Here is a 17,772-nt window from a genome sequence, read left to right as displayed (position 1 = left end):
AGTTTTAGGTTGTATGAAAGTTTTTATAGCTTAATTGCAGTAGAACATATTTCATATACAGTTCTAACGTCACTAATCATCTTTAAAATGGACAGGGCTTTCTCTTGATTTTCTTCACTATTACTACCACAAGCATCACTTGCTATAGTTACTTTGTAGTTACGATCATGAGCATCACGAGCTGTTCCTTCAACCGCCAAATTAGTAGAGACACCACAGAGAATAAGATGGTTAATTTCATTAGCATTTAAAATTGCTTCTAGGGTAGTAGAATAAAACGCATTAATCCGATGTTTTATGACCACTAAATCTTGAGGCTGATAATCCAACTCCGCACTAAAGGCGGTACTATCATTACTTAATTTCAGTAAATTATTCTTTTTGTTATGGAGGAATAAAGGAGAACGATGAGCTAGCTCACTGTAACAATCACTAAAACCTATTTTAACAAAAATCAGAAGATGCTTTTCTTGCCGGCAGTAGTGCAGCAATTGATTAATGTTAGAAATAACTTTATGTTTTGTTAGATATGGTTTAAATTGAGCGTTTTCCATAATGCCATTAATCACATCTAGTATAACGCAGGCAGTCTTTAGCATATATCTCTCTTTAAAAAGAACCACAAAAAAGGAAGCATTAAAATTAATAAGTAGAAATAATAACTCTTTTACTATGCAGCATAACCAAAAACTAATAGACAATTTGATTACTTTAGAAAGGCAAGGCCCCCCTATCCAAGTACCAATAAGATACAGTAATAAAGCTAAAAATATTGCAATTAGAATCAGTAATAAAGGTCCTGAATTAGTATTACCTGATCGCAATCTTAATGCTGGCTATAATTTTCTTTTAAAAAAAGAGGAGTGGGTCAGGAAAAAATTGCAAAAATTTTCTAAAATAGAGATAGATCCTTATACCATTCCTATATTAGGAGAAACATATTCCCTGCAAATGATTAAATCTCTATGTAATAAAGTGGAGATTAATCAAAATATAATTCAAGTATACTCTATTTTAGCTAGGTATAACAATATATTAATAAATTTTTTACAAAAAAAGTTATTAGTGGAAGTTAACAGTGCTGCTACAATATTGAGTCAACAATATAATTTAAAATTTAGTAAAATAAAACTGATAAATAATAGTAGTAAATGGGGAAGCTGTAATAGCAGGGGAGTCTTATCATTTAACTGGCGGCTTGTTTTCGCCCCTAAAGAAGTGCTAGAATATGTAATAGTGCATGAAATGTGCCATATAATAGAGATGAATCATAGCCCACGTTTTTGGGCTTTAGTAGGAAGAATTTATCCAAATTATAAAGCGGCTAAGGTATGGCTTAAGCAGTACGGATTTATGTTATACCATTTCCTAAAACTAAATTAGCACAGGAGTACGAGTGTCCGCTCCCTGCGCGTGCAGACGTATACGTGAGAAGCAGAAGATCATGAATTACGACGAACGTAGATAATTAGTTTTAGGAAATGGTATTAGTAGCAAGAGGATGGAGAGCTACAGCTTGCTTTAAACGCTTAGGATGTACATGCGTATATATTTGGGTACTACTAATATCTGCGTGTCCAAGTAATTCTTGAATTACTCGAAGGTCGGCTCCTCCCTCTAATAGATGGCTGGCAAAACTATGGCGTATTTTGTGAGGAGAAATATTCTCATGGTTTAAGCCGGCACGAAGAGATATTTGCTTTAATGATAGAGCAAAATTTTGTCTAGTCATATGCCCACTAGACGCAGTAGAAGGGAATAAATATAGTTGACTATTTTTACATTTTGCGTTTATAAATTTAAAGCGTACCGCTAAATAATCTTGTAAGCTTGCGATAGCCTGCGGATTAATAACCACCATACGCTCTTTATTACCTTTGCCAGTTATGGAAAAGACATTTCTAATGTCATGTGATAGCTGATTCACTAAAATATTCGCTAATTTTATACTTACCAGTTCTGATACTCGTAATCCACTTGCATATAATAAGTTGATCATTGCTTTTAAACGAATAGAATTGGCAGATTTATCCTGATTACAATATAACAGCAAAGCTTTAATTTCATCAATTGATAAGATAGTTGGCAATAAAGCTTGATATTGCGGCAGATCTACCATTAAGCAAGGATTATAATCTATATATCTTTCACTAATTAAAAATTCATAGTAATTTTTAATTGCAGAAATTTTACGGTTCACTGATCTTGCATGCAGTCCTTTAGTAACAAAATATTCTATTAATTCCCGAATATCTGCTGTTTGAACATGCAGCTCTTCTAAATGTTTTGTTACTAAAAATTTCTGAAAATCTATTAGATCCGTTTTATAACTAATTACAGAATTAAGAGCTATACCACGTTCAGCCACCATCATTTCAAGGAACTGGTCTACAAATTCCATATAGGTCCTCAAAAACTCTCAATTAAACTGAAATAGGTATAAAGAATAAGCTATATACTCAATGGATTTCAAGAGTTGGATTTTATTTTAAGGGGTGAGCGCGCGGAGCGTACAAATAGTCACACTACTGGACAAAAATAGAAAATGGTTAAAAAAACATATTATTTTAAGTACAAAATGTTATTTTTGAGATAATAATTGCTAGAAACGAGCTTTAGCAGATAACAATTTTTGTACTTTTTCAACCATCTTCTATTTTTGTCCAGTAGTGTGACAAATAGTACGTGAGCACGTGAAACCCCGATAAAATGAAAAAACAACTCTTGAAAGGCGAAGAGTATACCGCACATTTACTTAATAATTCTCTATATGCTTGCAGGTCTTGAATCCAGCTTTACTCTTCGGCATGAAATCCAACTCTTGAAATCCATCGAGTATTACACTAATCTTGGAGGCCAGGGCCGGAATCGAACCGGCGCATTGAGGATTTGCAGTCCACGGCATTACCACTTTGCTACCTAGCCTAAACCCCTTGGATCCTAGACAATATTAAGAAAAAACGCAACTGATTTTATTCAAAAATAATAGGCCAATTAATTTTGCAAGTGAAGCAAATAAGCATTATATAAAATTAACTATATCTTGGCGGTTTAACAATACGAATCAATCCTATTAATAATATAGATTTAATTATACCAGGAATAATAAATGGTAATACTCCAGCATAGAAGGCTTGAGTGATCCCTAAAAATTTAGCAAGCCATAAATATCCCAGCCCCATAATTATTACATTGCCTATCAAACATAAGCACAGCTGCTCGATTAGTTTATTATTTACAATGGTCCCTTTTAACAGCGTCATCACATACACTGCAATTAGAAATCCTACAAGATACCCGCCACGTGGACCTATTATCCCTATCATTCCACCTGAAAATTGAGAAAATATTGGCACGCCTATAGATCCTAGTATTAGGTAAGCTAAGACCGTTAAGGGAGCATTAACCTTATTATAAACAAGTCCTATGAATAATACCGCTACTGTTTGCATAGTAATCGGTACGGGGGTAAGGGGTATTGTTATTTGGGCACAAATGGCCAATAAAGATACCCCAAAAAATATTTCAAGAATTAAAGGGGTGGCAGTTCTGAAGGCAGGTATATTCAATGACATAAAAATAACCTTTTAAATTTGCTAATTAGGAACGTAGCAAAGGATGAGTCTTTTGCTTACTTTAGCCTGCAAAATATACTTTAATCATTCTGCTGTCAAACAATTATAATAATAATTTCCTATTGATAGTTAATAATTATTATCATATTTCAACTTATTATATTCTAGCGCTCCCATCTCCACTATCCTAAGAATAGTAGATATTAATAAAAAATTTAATTACTTAAGGAAAAATTAATTGATTCCTTTAAAAAAATTAATATAATGCAGCGAACGAACGCCTAGCCTGTAACAGCCGGCAATTGTTAGCATTATCATATAAGATTATTGGCTAAATCAAAGCTCAGCTTCCTCCGTAACCTATAACATTACTACAAAATGTGGATATCTAACTATCTTCCTAATCGTACAACTATTGTAAAGCTTTGGTTTGGGTTTTTGCAGCTTTTATCTAGTAATTCTTCTGTAGGTGAGGCACGGCCTATTACCCCAGACCTAGCCTCAAACGCTTTATCTAAGAATCCACAAACTGCTGATCTCTCTGTCCCTAATCTACCCCAGACTAACGTGATTAATACTAAATTTGATTCATATCTAAAAGAACAGGAGCAAGAATTTGATTATTTTACATTATTCCAACAATCACCACTAGAATCCTCTAAAATATTTCAGGACTTGATGAAGGATTATATCGAAAAAGTACGAACCAAGAGGTCAGACAATAGAAAAGCTTTACAATCGAGAGATACTGCAGCTTTTGTTAAAGATCTGCCCCCATGTGATCCCTATAACCCATGGCCCCCATGCTCCCATCCCCCAGTAATACCGCCTCTTCCAAGTACTAAGGCCCCTGTCTCAAAAAAACCTGACATAGTAATCACATGTAATACTCAGCAAAACTGTATATTTTTTAATGTTCCTCTACACAGTAATTCTAAAGATTATCCAATCGTTTTAGTGTCAGATGAGGAGCAAATAACGACACTAAACTGTAATCAAGACCCAAAACTAATGGCCTGGCTTCACACAATGGGAGGAAGGAAGTATAGCGAATCTCGTGATAAAATTCTCTCTACATTAAAGAGCTGTACTACAGTTAATAATGACCCAACCATATCTGATGCGCACCATTCGCATACTGTAAAAAATCCACCTCCTAATTCTGTACTGGCTTCATGTAATAGCGCAAATTGTCAATTGACAGATCTTCAGTATCAAGATTTTGAGGGACCTATTAAAGTCATACTACGTGTGCAGGGGCAACAAGAGACTATCTTTCGTTGTGAATCAAATTGGAATCAGTATATACTACTGAACCGTAATATACCAACAGATCGCTTCCGGCAGGGACTGATTGCGGCAGGCTGTAAGAATACCAGCACGGACAATAGTGTAGGGGGAATTACCAATACCCGGAATCATCAAAATACAGAACTCGCCGCTAATAATGACCCTATCCCCCAATATGTTGCTACCACAGTAAAGAATAATCATCCAGAAGCGAGTGTATATTCTGATCACCATAATAATTTTACCCCCGCTAGCGATGAGGTAGCTAATACTACAAACTCTGCTCTCTACTACTTATGCTTTTTGTTATTAGTGCCGGTAGGGATTATAATCTGGAGGCTAGTATTATATTGCCATCACCAGAGAGGGGAGCAGGAGCAGGGTGATAGACTGGATGGCGCTGCCCTCACCTCTCGGCCAAAGATTAGTCTACCAATACCAAGGATGAGTGATACTCCTACTGCTCATGAGCCCGAAAATCCAAATCTACCTACTAAGCTTTCAAGCAGGCCACGAGGCCAATTTGGCCATTCTTTTTCTGTTGTGATGCCAGAGGAAGAGCCCCAAGAGCATGAGGGGGAGCATGATCCTCAGCTACCCCCCCCCACCTCTCCTTTTGCCTATTGTTGCACCCAAAAAGAGTTTCTTAACAAACCTTACAAACATACTATTTCCATCCACCTCCTCCCCCGTAGCGGAGCGACATTGTAAAAAAATTATGAAATCTGAGATATCGTCTCCATACCCTAATCCCGATAAGGAGGCAAATGTTAACGAGCACCATGAGCTCTTAGCACAGACTAACACTATTAACCCAGGACCGTCTACTCTTTACCCAAATAGGAACCAACCGCCTAACTTCTCACCGCCTCTGCCCCCTACAACACCAATCAAGCCGCAGCAGATAGTTACTGTCAGGAAGCAGCCCTCCAACGCAAATAAGTTATCCCCTGACCAGCAACCTAGTTGTTCATATGCTCCTCCTGTTTCCAGCAATGCTCCTACACTTAAAGCCTTGAAGCCGGACCCCTACCGTAAAATAGCTAAAAGCAAATACAAAAAGAGTCCTCCGACCGTTATCAAACATCCGATAATCCCTAAGGACCATGGACAGGATGATTTGAACACGGAGGGACCCTTATACGACGCGCCTCCTTTGGAGGCTCCGTCTACCCCTCGCACTCGACCCCCTCTAGCACCAAAACCTGTAAAGCCCCCTCATCCTCCAAGCGTCACACCTGATAAGGCTTTAGTTTATGAAATCCCAGAGAGGCAACTAGGTAAGCACTATTCTTCATCACAACAACAGGATGAAGCCTACTCCCCATCCCACCTGTGCTCAGAAGAAGTGTCCTGTGTAGGGCAGGGTTCAGGACAGGATGACCCACATAGCGAGTATCACGTGATACTTGATCCTCCCCAATAGTTATTCTCCTTCCGAATTGCTCCCTAAAAGCAGCAAAAAGCTACTATTAGCGCAGTTCGAAAGGTAGTGTTTAACTTTTTATTCGCATTCAAGATAATTATTATCCCGAATGCGCGTGATTTATGCTACAATTTTCGTATATTTGCATGAGACAAAAGCTAGACGAGCAACGATTAATAGTGTAGAAATAATAGGTGTAAAATATACTCCTTAAATAGCTATTGCCTTAGTCTATGTTCCCATTCTTGCGCTCATAGAGGGTATATAAAATATTTGGTAATTAAATATTGGAATAAAAATGATAACAAACGCTGCCATATTAATGGTTATGTTGCCATTAATTTCTGGTATCATCAATGGTGTGTTTTGTAGATCTATTAATAAAAAGCATGCTTCTTTCCTCTCCAGTGGCGCAATCATTTTAGCAGCGTTACTATCTATCTTAGTATTTTACCAGGCCGGTATAAACAATAAAATTATTCATGTTATCTTAGCAAAATGGTTAATAATTGCTAATTTAAAAATATATTGGGCTATTTATGTAGATCCACTTACTGCTATTATGTTTATAGTGGTTACTTGGGTTTCGGCAGTGGTCCATATTTATTCTTTAGGTTATATGGAGAATGATGAAGGATTAGTGAGGTTTCTCTCTTTTCTTTCATTATTTACCTTTTTTATGCTAGCTTTAGTATCAGCAGATAATTTTCTGCAATTATTTTTTGGCTGGGAAGGGGTTGGTTTATGTTCATATTTGCTAATAGGTTTTTGGTATAAAAAAGAAATAGCCAATCAAGCTGCAATTAAGGCTTTTATAGTAAATAGGGTAGGGGACTTTGCTTTTATAATAGGTATTCTTACTATTATTATTTATTTCGGTTCCTTAGATTTTGCAACTATTTTTAGCAAAGTAGATTCGGTGTCCCATACACAATTTATTAGCATATTAGGATTTCAACCTTTAGTGATTGATGTAATATGTTTACTATTATTCGTAGGTTGTATGGGCAAATCAGCGCAAATAGGTTTCCATATATGGCTACCTTCAGCAATGGAAGGCCCCAACCCAGTTTCTGCGCTGATCCATGCCGCCACTATGGTCACAGCGGGAGTATTTTTAGTCGCTAGATGTTCTTATTTATTTGAATATAGCCCTGCTATTCTGCAATTTATGGCAGTGATTGGCGGCGTTACTTGTTTATTTGCGGCCACTATTGCCATAATGCAGCAGGATATCAAAAAAATTATTGCTTATTCTACCTGTAGTCAATTAGGTTACATGTTTTTAGCGTGCGGGGTTTCTGCTTATAATGCTGGCGTTTTTCATCTTGTCACTCATGCGTTTTTTAAAGCGTTATTATTTCTATCCGCTGGTAATGTAATTCATGCTTGTCATGAGCAGGATATTTTTAAAATGGGTAATTTAAAAGACAAAATGCCGCTTACTTATTGTAATTTTTTAATAGGTTCTCTGGCACTTATAGGTATTTATCCCTTAGCTGGGTTTTATTCAAAAGATGCTATCTTAGAACTAGCGTATAGTAGTGGCAGGATAGGAAAAATAGTGTTTACTATGGGTATTGCTGCTGCTCTACTAACCAGCCTTTATTCTATGAAGATTATTTTGTTAGTATTCCATGGTAAAAGTCGGTTGAGTTTAGAAAATGACCATAAGGTGCATGAAGCTCCTAATATTATGAATTTACCTCTTACTCTTTTAACAGGAGGAAGTTTTTTTGCGGGAATGATAGGATATTATATCTTGTCAATAGATAAACCAAGCGGGTATTTTAGAAATAGTATATTCAATGTACATATTTATCAAAAATTAGCGCTACATCCACCGTTATTGATTAAATTATTACCAATTATTGTAGGATTGATAGGTATTATTTTAGGGATTTACTTATATCATAAATTTAAAAATCCTATAAAAAGTGGCTTCTTAAGACAGTTATTATTAAAACAATATTATTTTGAAGAAATTTATAAGTCTATTATTATAAAACCATTAGCGACCTTCAGTCAACTACTCAGTATTATTGATCAGCAAATTTTTGATCGGCTTGGACCCAATGGTTTGGCTAAACTGACTAATTATTTTAGTATAATAGTTAGTAAATCCCAGACAGGATATATATTTAATTATACCTTACATATGGCATTGTTTATTTTGCTGTGTATTACAGTATATATAATACGGTATTTGTAAAATGATGTTATTAGCTATTATTATAATGATGTCACCTATTATGATAATAGTAGGAAGTATTGTGCAATTGTACGTGCGCAATAAACCAGTAATTTTTGTAAATCCGCTACCTGCATTACGTAGGATATATAATATTATCGAGCAAAAATTTAGTAATAGATTTGGGCATAATGGTTTTATTAAGATATTTATTTATTTTAGTTTTATAGTATATATTACTGGTTCATTGATTCGGTTCTTAGCAGTGAGTTTATTATGGGGTGTTGCATTATTATTGATCGCACTCGGCCTTGTGACGGTATGTTATACTATGTATATATTTGCTATAGCCCATTTGAAATTTTAGTGTCCAGCATCGCCGCGTGCATAAAAATTCATAATAAATATACTTAAAAAATTTGTCTTAAGGATTGAGAAGAATGTTAGAACTACCAATTTTGTCAATAAGTATTTGTCTACCATTATTAAGTGGCTTATATATTCTATTATTTGTAGGACAAAGCAAATCACCTAATAAGCAAGTATATACCATGTATGTGGCAGTTTTAAGCTCGCTTCTGACTTTATTATCAACTATTTATTTATTAATACAATTTGATAATAGCTCTTATAATTATCAATTTATTGAGCAATATAGTTGGATTCCAGCGATAGGACTTGAATTTCATGTTGGAGTTGATGGTATTTCGGTATTTTTTATTGTATTAACCGCTTTTTTGACCTTCCTTTGTATCATAGCTAGTATATTTACCATACAAAAATATATTAAAGAGTTTTTACTTTGTTTTTTATTAATTGAAGCTTTTTGCATAGGGGCGTTTGCTTCTATGAATTTATTATTATTCTACTTATTTTTTGAAATTATCCTCATTCCTATGTATCTCATTATAGGAATTTGGGGAGGGGAAAATAGGATTTACGCAGCTTTAAAGTTTTTTCTTTATACATTTTTTGGTTCTGTATTTTTCTTGCTATCATTAATGTATATCTATAGTCAATTACATAGTTTTAATATAGTAAGCCTTAATGTTTTAGTACCCTTATTTCCCGTATCAATACAAAAAATATTATGGGTAGCAATTTTTGTAGCCTTTGCCATCAAAATTCCGATGTTGCCGTTTCATACCTGGCTTCCTGATGCACACGTTCAAGCTCCCACTGCGGGATCGGTTATTTTGGCCGGCATATTACTAAAGCTTGGCGCCTATGGTTTCTTACGGGTGTTATTACCAATGTTTCCAATTATATCTAAAGAATTTGCATTTTATGTATTAGTGCTCAGTGTATTTGCTGTAATATATAGTTCTCTTGTAGCGCTAGCTCAAAAAGATATGAAGAAGATGATTGCTTATTCATCAATAGCTCATATGGGTTATGTAACTGGAGGAATTTTTAGTCTTACAGAAGAAGGAATTAAAGGAGCAATATATCAAATGCTTAGTCATGGTATAGTAGCGTCAGCACTATTTTTGATCATTGGTACTTTATATGATAGACTACATACCAAGGAAATATCAAAATATGGGGGAGTAGCTAATAGAATGCCTATCCTGGCGGTTTTTTTTATGATCTCAACACTAGCCTCGATAGGGTTACCTGGCACTAGCGGTTTCATAGGTGAATTTTTTAGTATTGTAGGTATTTATAAATTTAATATGGTGATAGGTTTTTTTATTGCTCTAGGTATAGTTTTAGGGGCAATCTATATGCTAAAATTATATAAAGACATTATGCTGGGACACGAGAATAATGACAATGTAAGCAAAATGGAAGACTTAACTTACTATGAAATATTAGCGATTGCTCCCCTTTGTACTATCATTATTTATCTAGGAATTAATCCGACGATAATTATTAACATGTTACATACTTCTGTGGATAAAATTCTATTACAGTATATCTCCTATGGTTATTAACAGCACAAGGTGGAATCACGCTTCAACTATTAACTTTTAAACACCTCTTAATATTTTTAATGTATAAGCCAGCCAGTTTTATGTTTATTGCTTGTAATAGTAGTACAACTATTGTAAAACCAAAACATACGCTACTAAAGAGGGATGAACAATGGAAAGGAAAACCAATACTCATATCACAACTGAATCAAGAGAAACAGATCGAGAAAGAGAAAAACGTTTAGATCAAGAAGAGTCCGCTAAAAAACTTAAAGCGATTATATTTGTAGTTATACCTCTTTTAATTGCTTTTTTGGCATTTAGCTACTTTTTTCTTAATTCACTAGAACAAAAGAGTAAATTGTTAGAAACCCAAACAAAAGCTGAAAGCAGTCAAGAAGCAGAATAAATAAGGGAACAAATAATTACATTTAAGATTAACACCAGATTTTAAAGTTTATATATGATTAAATATGAAAAAGCTATTGATGTATCATGGCATCAAGGAGATATTAACTGGCAGAAAGTAAAAAATGCCGGGATTAAGCATGCGATGATTAAGGCTACCGAAGGTTTTACTATTCAAGACCATAAATTTTTATATAACTGGGCCAAAGCTCAAGAAAACGGCATTCAGCCTAAAGCATACCATTATTTTAAAGCATTATCAAGCACCCCTGTCGCCCAAGGCATTAATATCAGCAATGTGTTAAAACAGTGTGGCTTTAATGTCGAGAAAGACATATTAGCTATTGATGTAGAACAACAAGGAAATGAACGTGCTACCGCTGATCAAATAGCTCATAACCTTTATGAGTTACTACAAGTTCTGGAAAGCAAGCAATTTAGCAATATATACATTTATTGTAGTAATAATTACTGGGAACAAAAGGTGCATTGGCAAGAGTATGATTTTAGTAAATATCCTTTATGGATAGCAGCTTGGCATGACCCTAATAACCTTCCTCAAGACCCACAAATCCCCACTACATGGCAAAATAAAGGGTGGGCTTTTTGGTAATATTCTGATCGTGGCAAAATTGATGGAATCGAATCCTATGTCGACTTAGATTTTGTCAAAGGTTAAAATATTTTAATATTTTCTCTGGCTGTTATGCTATACTCAATTCTGAAGGGAGTTTAAAGGTAGATAACAAATATAGTGAGGGTAATATTATGGCATATGAGGAGATTAAAGGAATATTAGAACAAATAAAGAACACTGAGAGGACGGATAAGGTTTTTAACTTATGGGATCAGTGTCGCTCCATCGTCCACGACAATCACATGCCTACTGAGGTGGTGACATCCTTACTAAGGGAGAGTGGTATAGACCTTACCACCCGACTTAAATTGCTAGAAGTAAAAAAGCGTGATAATATGATCTCCAAATATAATAATCATTGGAGAATAAGATGCGAATATTTACTGGAGGAGTAGCTCATATAGCAAAGGTAATTGAAGAGGATTTAGGTAGTCGAGTTACTGGTTTGCATAAGTCGCATATAAGTGGGATTGCTGATTTGGCAGCATCTGCATTAAGCTGTAGCAGCGTCAATAGTGGAGAGTGGATTGCGGTATTGCCCCGTAAGACAGGAGATGTTAAATCGAAAGAAAGGTATATTAGTAGATTGTTATCTAACTGTTTGATAGAACCTAAGCCGGTTATGCATGGTTTTGTTCCGGAAATAATTACGATGGCCGCTAGCAAAGAAAAGACTGCTATATTGATATTGGACCAAAGTAAAATATCCACTAATTTTGAATGTTTGATGATTTCGTTGAGAGTTGGTGAAAGAGCCATGCCAATTGCATGGAAGGTTGAAAAAACTCAAGGAGCCATTGGCTTTGAGGTGCAAGAATCATTAATCAAGGATGTAGCTAAAATGATACCTGAAGGTGTTAAGATCTTGCTTGCAGCCAATCGGTTTTATGGTACACACTCGTTAATTAATTTATGTCAATCTCTTGGATGGAGCTATCGAGTAAGACTTAAATCTAATCTTATACTGATGCAAGAAGGAGGGGAAATCACTACAGGTGATGCAGTCAATATGAAGCTGACATCTTTAGAAAATCAAACTTTTCACAATACCAATGTTACAACTAATATAGGTATTTTACAAGAAGCTGGTTGCAAAGAGCCGTGGATTATTGCTATGGATTGCCTACCATCAAAATACAGAGTACTTGATTATGGGATGAGATGGGGCATAGAATGTATGTTTTCTGATTTTAAATCACGAGGATTTTCTATAACCAAAACACATTTACAGCATGAAGATAGGATTGAACGTCTTATTTTAGTACTGACTGTTGCTTTATTTTGGGCTATCTCTACTGGGGCTATATCTTCAAAAAAAACTTTATAGATCCACAATATCACTATTTAAACAGGGCTTAAGATTCTTATTACATGCCGCTCTCAACCTACCTGAAATACCTAAATTATGGCTCTATAAATATTCAGTCGGGTGGTAAGTATTGAACCCATTTATAGAAAAAGCAAATGTAGCAGCTGATAATGTTATTCGTCATAAAAACGGTGAAAAATTGTCGATTGTGGAGTTATCGCAGTTTCAAGAGATTAATCAGAGTCAACATAATTTGTTAGTTACAAAAATAAGAGAGAAAAACGCTCATATTAATGCTCCACAGGCGATAAATACGTTAAATCATTACATGAGAGAGAATTGGCTTGAACGTTTAGGTATTAGTAAAGCTATTGAAGGTACTGAAACTGAAGCGAAAAAAGGTGTGCCGTGGAAGGAGGGGGAACCCAGTTTGGTTACGTTACCTCAGGGCGTATTGCAGAACATAGGAAAATTTATTCAGTACAATCAGATCAAACCATCTCCCAAGCCAAAACGCAATGAAAGTCCTACGAGTACTCCTCCTACCCGGGTCCAGGAAGGCCCCCATGCTGCAAAAGAGACAGGGCGGAGAAGCAGTGCATCTTCACCCTCCACTTCTAGCAAGGGGAACGGGAGAAGGGGGGTATAACCAGGAAAATTATAATTCTTCCAAGCTCCATCTTGCTCTAGGGCAGAAACTTAAAGGGTTAGTGAGATTATTTTGTAATCTCTCTAGCCCAGCAAAAGCAATCATAGCAGCGTTATCCGTGCATAATTGTGGAGGAGCGACTACAAATTGGTATCCTAGCTTCTCTGCTTGTGCTTTTAGGATAGTACGCAAATAGTGATTAGCGGCTACCCCGCCAGCTATCACAAAGGTTTTGTGAGGTAAAATAGACTCGTGCATAAATGTTTCATACATAGCGATGCTATGATGCATTTTGGCGGATAGGATTTCTCCTACCACATACTGGAAGCTGGCAGCTATATCATTAATTTCCAGCTCTCCTATAGGCTCTAATTTCGATATTAACATACGTACTGCCGTTTTTAAGCCAGAGAAGGACATATTACAATTATTTTGATTAATAATTGGTTTAGGTAGAGTATATTGATAGGGATTACCAAATTGTGCTCGTGCTTCAATTTTTGGCCCCCCAGGGAAGGGTAAATTTAGCATTTTTGCTACTTTATCAAATGCCTCTCCCACAGAATCGTCGATCGTTTGGCCTAAAATTTTATACTTGCCTAGCTTCTGGACCGCAATAAATTGGCTATGACCCCCGGAGACTAATAAGAGTAAATAGGGAAAATGAGTATCATTAGTTAACCGACAGGTTAGTATATGCCCTTCAAGATGATTAACCGCAATAAATGGCTTGTTTAATACGCTAGCAAGAGTTCTACCAAACATTGAGCCAACTATCACTCCGCCAATTAAACCAGGACCAGTAGTAGCCGCAATGCCATCTACTTCTGCCAGAGTAAATCCTGACTCTCTTAACGCAGCAGCCAGTGCTTTTTCTAAATTATGCAAGTGAGACCTGGCAGCAATTTCAGGCACTACTCCTTGAAATAACGCATGTTCTTTATTTTGAGAGATAACGATATTTGATAAAATATCTCTGCTTGCGGTAACTATGGCAACGCCAGTATCATCACAACTAGACTCAATACCTAATATTTTAAGTGACTCTTTCACAATAATAAATTTATTGCAGTTTATCCTGTAATAAGCTATTCACTAAAGTAGGATTTGCTTTACCTTCAGTTTTTTTCATTACCTGACCTACAAAAAAGCCAAACAATTTGTCTTTACCATTTTTATAATCGTTCACAGCTCCCGAATTGTTTAATAATATTTCATCAATTATACTAGATAAAATGGTAGGGTCAGATAGTTGAACTAAGGCTTTTTCTTTTATAATATCTTGGGCATTTTGGCCAGTTTCAAACATGGTTTCAAACACTATTTTGGCAATTTTGCCAGAAATTACTCCCTCTTCTATTAATTTTACCATTTGTGCTAGCATTTGAGGAGTAATTTTGCATTCACTTAAATTCATTGAATATTTGTTCAGTTGTCCAAATAATTCACTAATAATCCAGTTAGCCAATATTTTAGGACTGCATAGTGGGGCTGCTGCCTCAAAATATTGGGTGACGAGCTCATCTGCTGCTAGCACTTCTGCATCATAATTACTTAAACCATATGCTTCTTTATACCTTTCAATTTTCTCATCTGGCAGTTCAGGCAATTCTGTAGTTAAGTGATCAATCAATTCCTCAGATATAATTAAAGGTAATAGATCTGGATCAGGGAAATAACGATAATCATGGGATTCTTCTTTTAACCGCATTCTCCTAGTTTCACCAGTATTATCATCAAATAATCTGGTCTCTTGTAGTATTATATGACCGCTTTCAATTAAACTTACTTGTCTGTTTGCTTCAAACTCAATAGCACGCATGATATTACGAATAGAATTTAAGTTTTTAATCTCACACCTTACTCCTAATTTGGCATCCGGCAACCTAACAGAGACATTAGCATCACAACGCAAGGAACCTTTTTCCATATCTCCATCACAACTTCCTATATAACGTAGTAAAGTTCTAAGTTTACGAACAAATTCTGCTGCTTCTTCCGGAGATCGCAGGTCAGGTTCAGTAACAATTTCCATTAACCCTATACCAGCTCTATTCAAATCAATAAAAGTATAATAAGGCGATTGATCATGAATAGATTTTCCTGCATCCTGTTCTAAATGCAATCTGTTAATCCGGATTCTTTGCAAACCTCTCTCTGCTGTTGCGATATCTAAGTACCCATCTTGCACAATTGGAGTGTAGAATTGCGAAATTTGATAGCCAGCGGGTAAATCAGGATAAAAATAATTTTTACGGTCAAAGCGTGAGTGTAAATTAAAGCTAGCATTAAGCCCAAGTCCTGTTTTAATTGCTTGATGAACACAATATTCATTTAATACTGGTAAAGTCCCTGGCATAGCGGCATCAATTAAAGAGACTTGAGAATTAGGAACCGCTGCAAAGGCAGTTGAACTAGAAGAAAAAAGCTTAGACTTAGAGGAGATTTGCGCATGAATTTCTACTCCTATTACATACTCCCATGTCCCTGTATTGCCAATAATGTAAGACATTTTAAATCCTAATATATGAATTATGTATGGTAAATAAGTTTTTGTAAATGATAAAATTACCTTGTATAAGCAAAATTTATATCCTGTACACCCCGTTCTATAGCAGCGGCTACTCGCAGAGTATCATATTCATTTAGGGGTTTACCTATTATCTGCATCCCCAGAGGTAAACCACGAGGGGACAAGCTCACCGGTACAGAACAGCATGGCAAACCCGCAAGGCTAGCCGGAATAGTAAATAAATCATTTAAATACATTGTTACTGGATTATCCTGTTTTTCTCCTAAATTAAAAGCCTCAGTAGGTGTGGCAGGTAAAATTATCGCCTCTACTTTTTTAAAGGCCATCTTAAAATCATTGGCAATTAAATAACGTATTTTCTGGGCTTTCAGGTAATAGTCATTTATAAATGATGAAGAAAGTAAATATGTGCCTATCATAATACGCCTTTTAACTTCTGCACCAAAACCAGTGGTCCTAATTTGTTCATACATTTGATCTATAGATGTCACTTGGTTTTCTACCTGCAGCCCATACCTTATACTGTCATATCGTGATAAATTGGAGGAAGTTTCAGCAGGCGCTATAACATAATAAGCAGCTAAAGCATATTTAGAATAGGGCAGGGAAATATCAATCATTTCTGCTCCTTCATGCGTCAAAATATCAATAGTCTTTTCCCACATTCTAATAATATCTGGATGCACTCCCTCTTGCTGCATAAGTTCTAAAGGAATCCCTATTTTGGCCCCTTTGATACTTTTTTGACAAGCTGATTGTAATTCGGGTACAGAAGAATTGACCGAAGTCGAATCTTTCTCATCAAATCCCATTATTGCCTGTAACATTAAAGCAGCATCTTCTACTGTTCTAGTTAATATCCCAGCTTGATCAAGGGAACTAGCAAAGGCTATCATCCCATATCTAGAACAACGGCCGTAGGTTGGCTTAAACCCTACAGTTCCTGTATAACTAGCGGGCTGGCGTACAGAACCTCCAGTATCACTACCTAATGCCGCCATAGCTAGAAATGCGCTTACTGCTGCTGAGGAACCACCGGATGAACCACCAGGCACTAAGGGAGTACCAGGAGCGTCTATGGCTTTCCAGGGGCTAATTACGGGACCAAAATAACTGGTAATATTAGCTGAACCCATAGCGAACTCATCCATATTAGCTTTGCCTAACATTACGGTGCCATTATCTTGCAGTTTATAACTCACAGTAGCATCGTAAGTAGGAATAAAATTACTTAGCATTTTGGATGCCGCAGTGGTTAAGATCCCTTTAGTACAGAATAGATCTTTTATAGCTATAGGGATGCCTTCTAATGGTCTTGCCACCCCATTAATATAATTTTGATCGGAATTTTTAGCTTGCTCTATAGCGATATCTATTGTTTCAGTAATATAAGCATTTAATTCTTTTTGTTTTCGCATTTCTGCAATATGAGCTTGTGTTAACTCAGTCGAGGTAAATTCCTTATTTTTTAAAGCATTAAGAGCTTGCGCTATAGTTAGTTTGTTTATATCTGACATATATTATATTTTATTACTCCACTACTTTTGGTACGACATAACATTTTATTTTTCGCACAAGCCCAGCTTTTTCTTCAGGCAGATTAGCAAATAATTGCTCGGAAATATCACATGTTTCTACTTCATCCTTACGCATTCGTTGACCCATAGGACAAACAGAAGTTAAGGGTTCAACATTATCGCAGTCTATTTCTTTAAAAATATCTATCATCTCCATAATATTAGATAATTGGTTAGCATACATATCTAATTCCTCTTGCGTTAATTGAAATTTTGCTAACTTTGCTATTTTTTTTAATTCTTCCTCTGTAATCATCTAAT

Annotated in this window: 17 protein-coding genes and 1 tRNA gene; 10 read left to right on the top strand and 8 right to left on the bottom strand. The window is 35.8% G+C overall.

The features are described from left to right. Positions 1–23: 23 nt before the first annotated feature. Positions 24–599 (bottom strand): cysteine hydrolase family protein, encoded by a 576-nt coding sequence (locus tag ACFELV_RS07390; RefSeq protein WP_375327404.1) that lies wholly within the window; start codon positions 597–599, stop codon positions 24–26. Positions 600–672: 73 nt separating this feature from the next. Between ACFELV_RS07390 and ACFELV_RS07385 the strand changes: the two genes are divergently transcribed. Continuing rightward, positions 673–1,383, top strand: a complete 711-nt coding sequence (locus ACFELV_RS07385) for a M48 family metallopeptidase (protein WP_375327403.1) — start codon at positions 673–675, stop codon at positions 1,381–1,383. A gap of 91 nt (positions 1,384–1,474) precedes the next feature. Here ACFELV_RS07385 and ACFELV_RS07380 read toward each other — a convergent pair whose 3' ends face one another. The 3 genes from ACFELV_RS07380 to ACFELV_RS07370 all read right to left on the bottom strand — a co-directional run bounded on the left by ACFELV_RS07380 (position 1,475) and on the right by ACFELV_RS07370 (position 3,575). Further along, positions 1,475–2,401, bottom strand: a complete 927-nt coding sequence (locus ACFELV_RS07380; RefSeq protein WP_375327402.1) for a site-specific tyrosine recombinase XerD — start codon at positions 2,399–2,401, stop codon at positions 1,475–1,477. Positions 2,402–2,850: 449 nt separating this feature from the next. Then, positions 2,851–2,925, bottom strand: a tRNA-Cys gene (locus tag ACFELV_RS07375). Positions 2,926–3,032: 107 nt separating this feature from the next. After that, positions 3,033–3,575 carry a biotin transporter BioY gene (locus tag ACFELV_RS07370; protein ID WP_375327401.1) on the bottom strand — a complete coding sequence of 181 codons (543 nt, stop codon included), beginning with the start codon at positions 3,573–3,575 and terminating at the stop codon, positions 3,033–3,035. Between the two features lie 378 nt (positions 3,576–3,953). Here ACFELV_RS07370 and ACFELV_RS07365 point away from each other — a divergent pair, with 378 nt between their 5' ends. The 9 genes from ACFELV_RS07365 (at position 3,954) to ACFELV_RS07325 (ending at position 13,401) form a co-directional block, all read left to right on the top strand. Next, positions 3,954–5,576 (top strand): hypothetical protein, encoded by a 1,623-nt coding sequence (locus ACFELV_RS07365; RefSeq protein WP_375327400.1) that lies wholly within the window; start codon positions 3,954–3,956, stop codon positions 5,574–5,576. A gap of 1,013 nt (positions 5,577–6,589) precedes the next feature. Next, the gene (gene nuoL, locus ACFELV_RS07360) at positions 6,590–8,503 is read left to right on the top strand and encodes an NADH-quinone oxidoreductase subunit L (RefSeq protein WP_375327399.1); all 1,914 of its coding nucleotides are present in this window, start codon (positions 6,590–6,592) and stop codon (positions 8,501–8,503) included. Between the two features lies 1 nt (position 8,504). Next, complete coding sequence (locus tag ACFELV_RS07355) at positions 8,505–8,849, top strand: hypothetical protein (RefSeq protein WP_375327398.1); 345 nt, start codon at positions 8,505–8,507, stop codon at positions 8,847–8,849. A 73-nt stretch (positions 8,850–8,922) separates the two neighbouring features. Continuing rightward, entirely contained in the window at positions 8,923–10,419 is a 1,497-nt protein-coding gene (locus ACFELV_RS07350; RefSeq protein ID WP_375327397.1) for an NADH-quinone oxidoreductase subunit M, read from the top strand. 151 nt (positions 10,420–10,570) lie between these two features. Then, positions 10,571–10,807: a hypothetical protein gene (locus ACFELV_RS07345; RefSeq protein ID WP_375327396.1), complete on the top strand. Its 237-nt coding sequence runs from the start codon at positions 10,571–10,573 to the stop codon at positions 10,805–10,807. Between the two features lie 54 nt (positions 10,808–10,861). After that, positions 10,862–11,419 (top strand): glycoside hydrolase family 25 protein, encoded by a 558-nt coding sequence (locus tag ACFELV_RS07340; protein ID WP_375327395.1) that lies wholly within the window; start codon positions 10,862–10,864, stop codon positions 11,417–11,419. A gap of 155 nt (positions 11,420–11,574) precedes the next feature. Further along, entirely contained in the window at positions 11,575–11,838 is a 264-nt protein-coding gene (locus ACFELV_RS07335) for a hypothetical protein (protein ID WP_375327394.1), read from the top strand. Next, positions 11,814–12,770, top strand: a complete 957-nt coding sequence (locus tag ACFELV_RS07330; protein WP_375326263.1) for a transposase — start codon at positions 11,814–11,816, stop codon at positions 12,768–12,770. The genes ACFELV_RS07335 and ACFELV_RS07330 overlap by 25 nt, the downstream gene beginning before the upstream one ends. Before the next feature lie 112 nt (positions 12,771–12,882). Next, positions 12,883–13,401 carry a hypothetical protein gene (locus tag ACFELV_RS07325; protein ID WP_375327393.1) on the top strand — a complete coding sequence of 173 codons (519 nt, stop codon included), beginning with the start codon at positions 12,883–12,885 and terminating at the stop codon, positions 13,399–13,401. Positions 13,402–13,410: 9 nt separating this feature from the next. On the opposite strand, the gene tsaD is transcribed toward ACFELV_RS07325, so the two are convergent. Genes tsaD through gatC form a run of 4 tightly spaced genes read right to left on the bottom strand, consistent with a single transcriptional unit; the run spans position 13,411 to position 17,767 of the window. Further along, entirely contained in the window at positions 13,411–14,454 is a 1,044-nt protein-coding gene (tsaD, locus tag ACFELV_RS07320) for a tRNA (adenosine(37)-N6)-threonylcarbamoyltransferase complex transferase subunit TsaD (RefSeq protein ID WP_375327392.1), read from the bottom strand. Positions 14,455–14,464: 10 nt separating this feature from the next. Then, positions 14,465–15,913, bottom strand: a complete 1,449-nt coding sequence (gene gatB, locus ACFELV_RS07315) for an Asp-tRNA(Asn)/Glu-tRNA(Gln) amidotransferase subunit GatB (protein ID WP_375327391.1) — start codon at positions 15,911–15,913, stop codon at positions 14,465–14,467. A gap of 56 nt (positions 15,914–15,969) precedes the next feature. Continuing rightward, a complete protein-coding gene (gene gatA, locus ACFELV_RS07310; protein ID WP_375327390.1) occupies positions 15,970–17,451 on the bottom strand; it encodes an Asp-tRNA(Asn)/Glu-tRNA(Gln) amidotransferase subunit GatA in 1,482 nt (493 codons plus the stop codon). A 13-nt stretch (positions 17,452–17,464) separates the two neighbouring features. Further along, positions 17,465–17,767, bottom strand: coding sequence for an Asp-tRNA(Asn)/Glu-tRNA(Gln) amidotransferase subunit GatC (gene gatC, locus ACFELV_RS07305; protein WP_375327389.1), 303 nt, complete (start codon positions 17,765–17,767; stop codon positions 17,465–17,467). Positions 17,768–17,772 lie beyond the last annotated feature (5 nt).

The sequence above is a fragment of the Candidatus Tisiphia endosymbiont of Nemotelus uliginosus genome (assembly GCF_964264835.1).
GTDB lineage: Bacteria > Pseudomonadota > Alphaproteobacteria > Rickettsiales > Rickettsiaceae > Tisiphia.
Note: the sequence above shows the minus strand (reverse complement) of the source record. Positions and strands in the feature narration are given on the sequence as shown.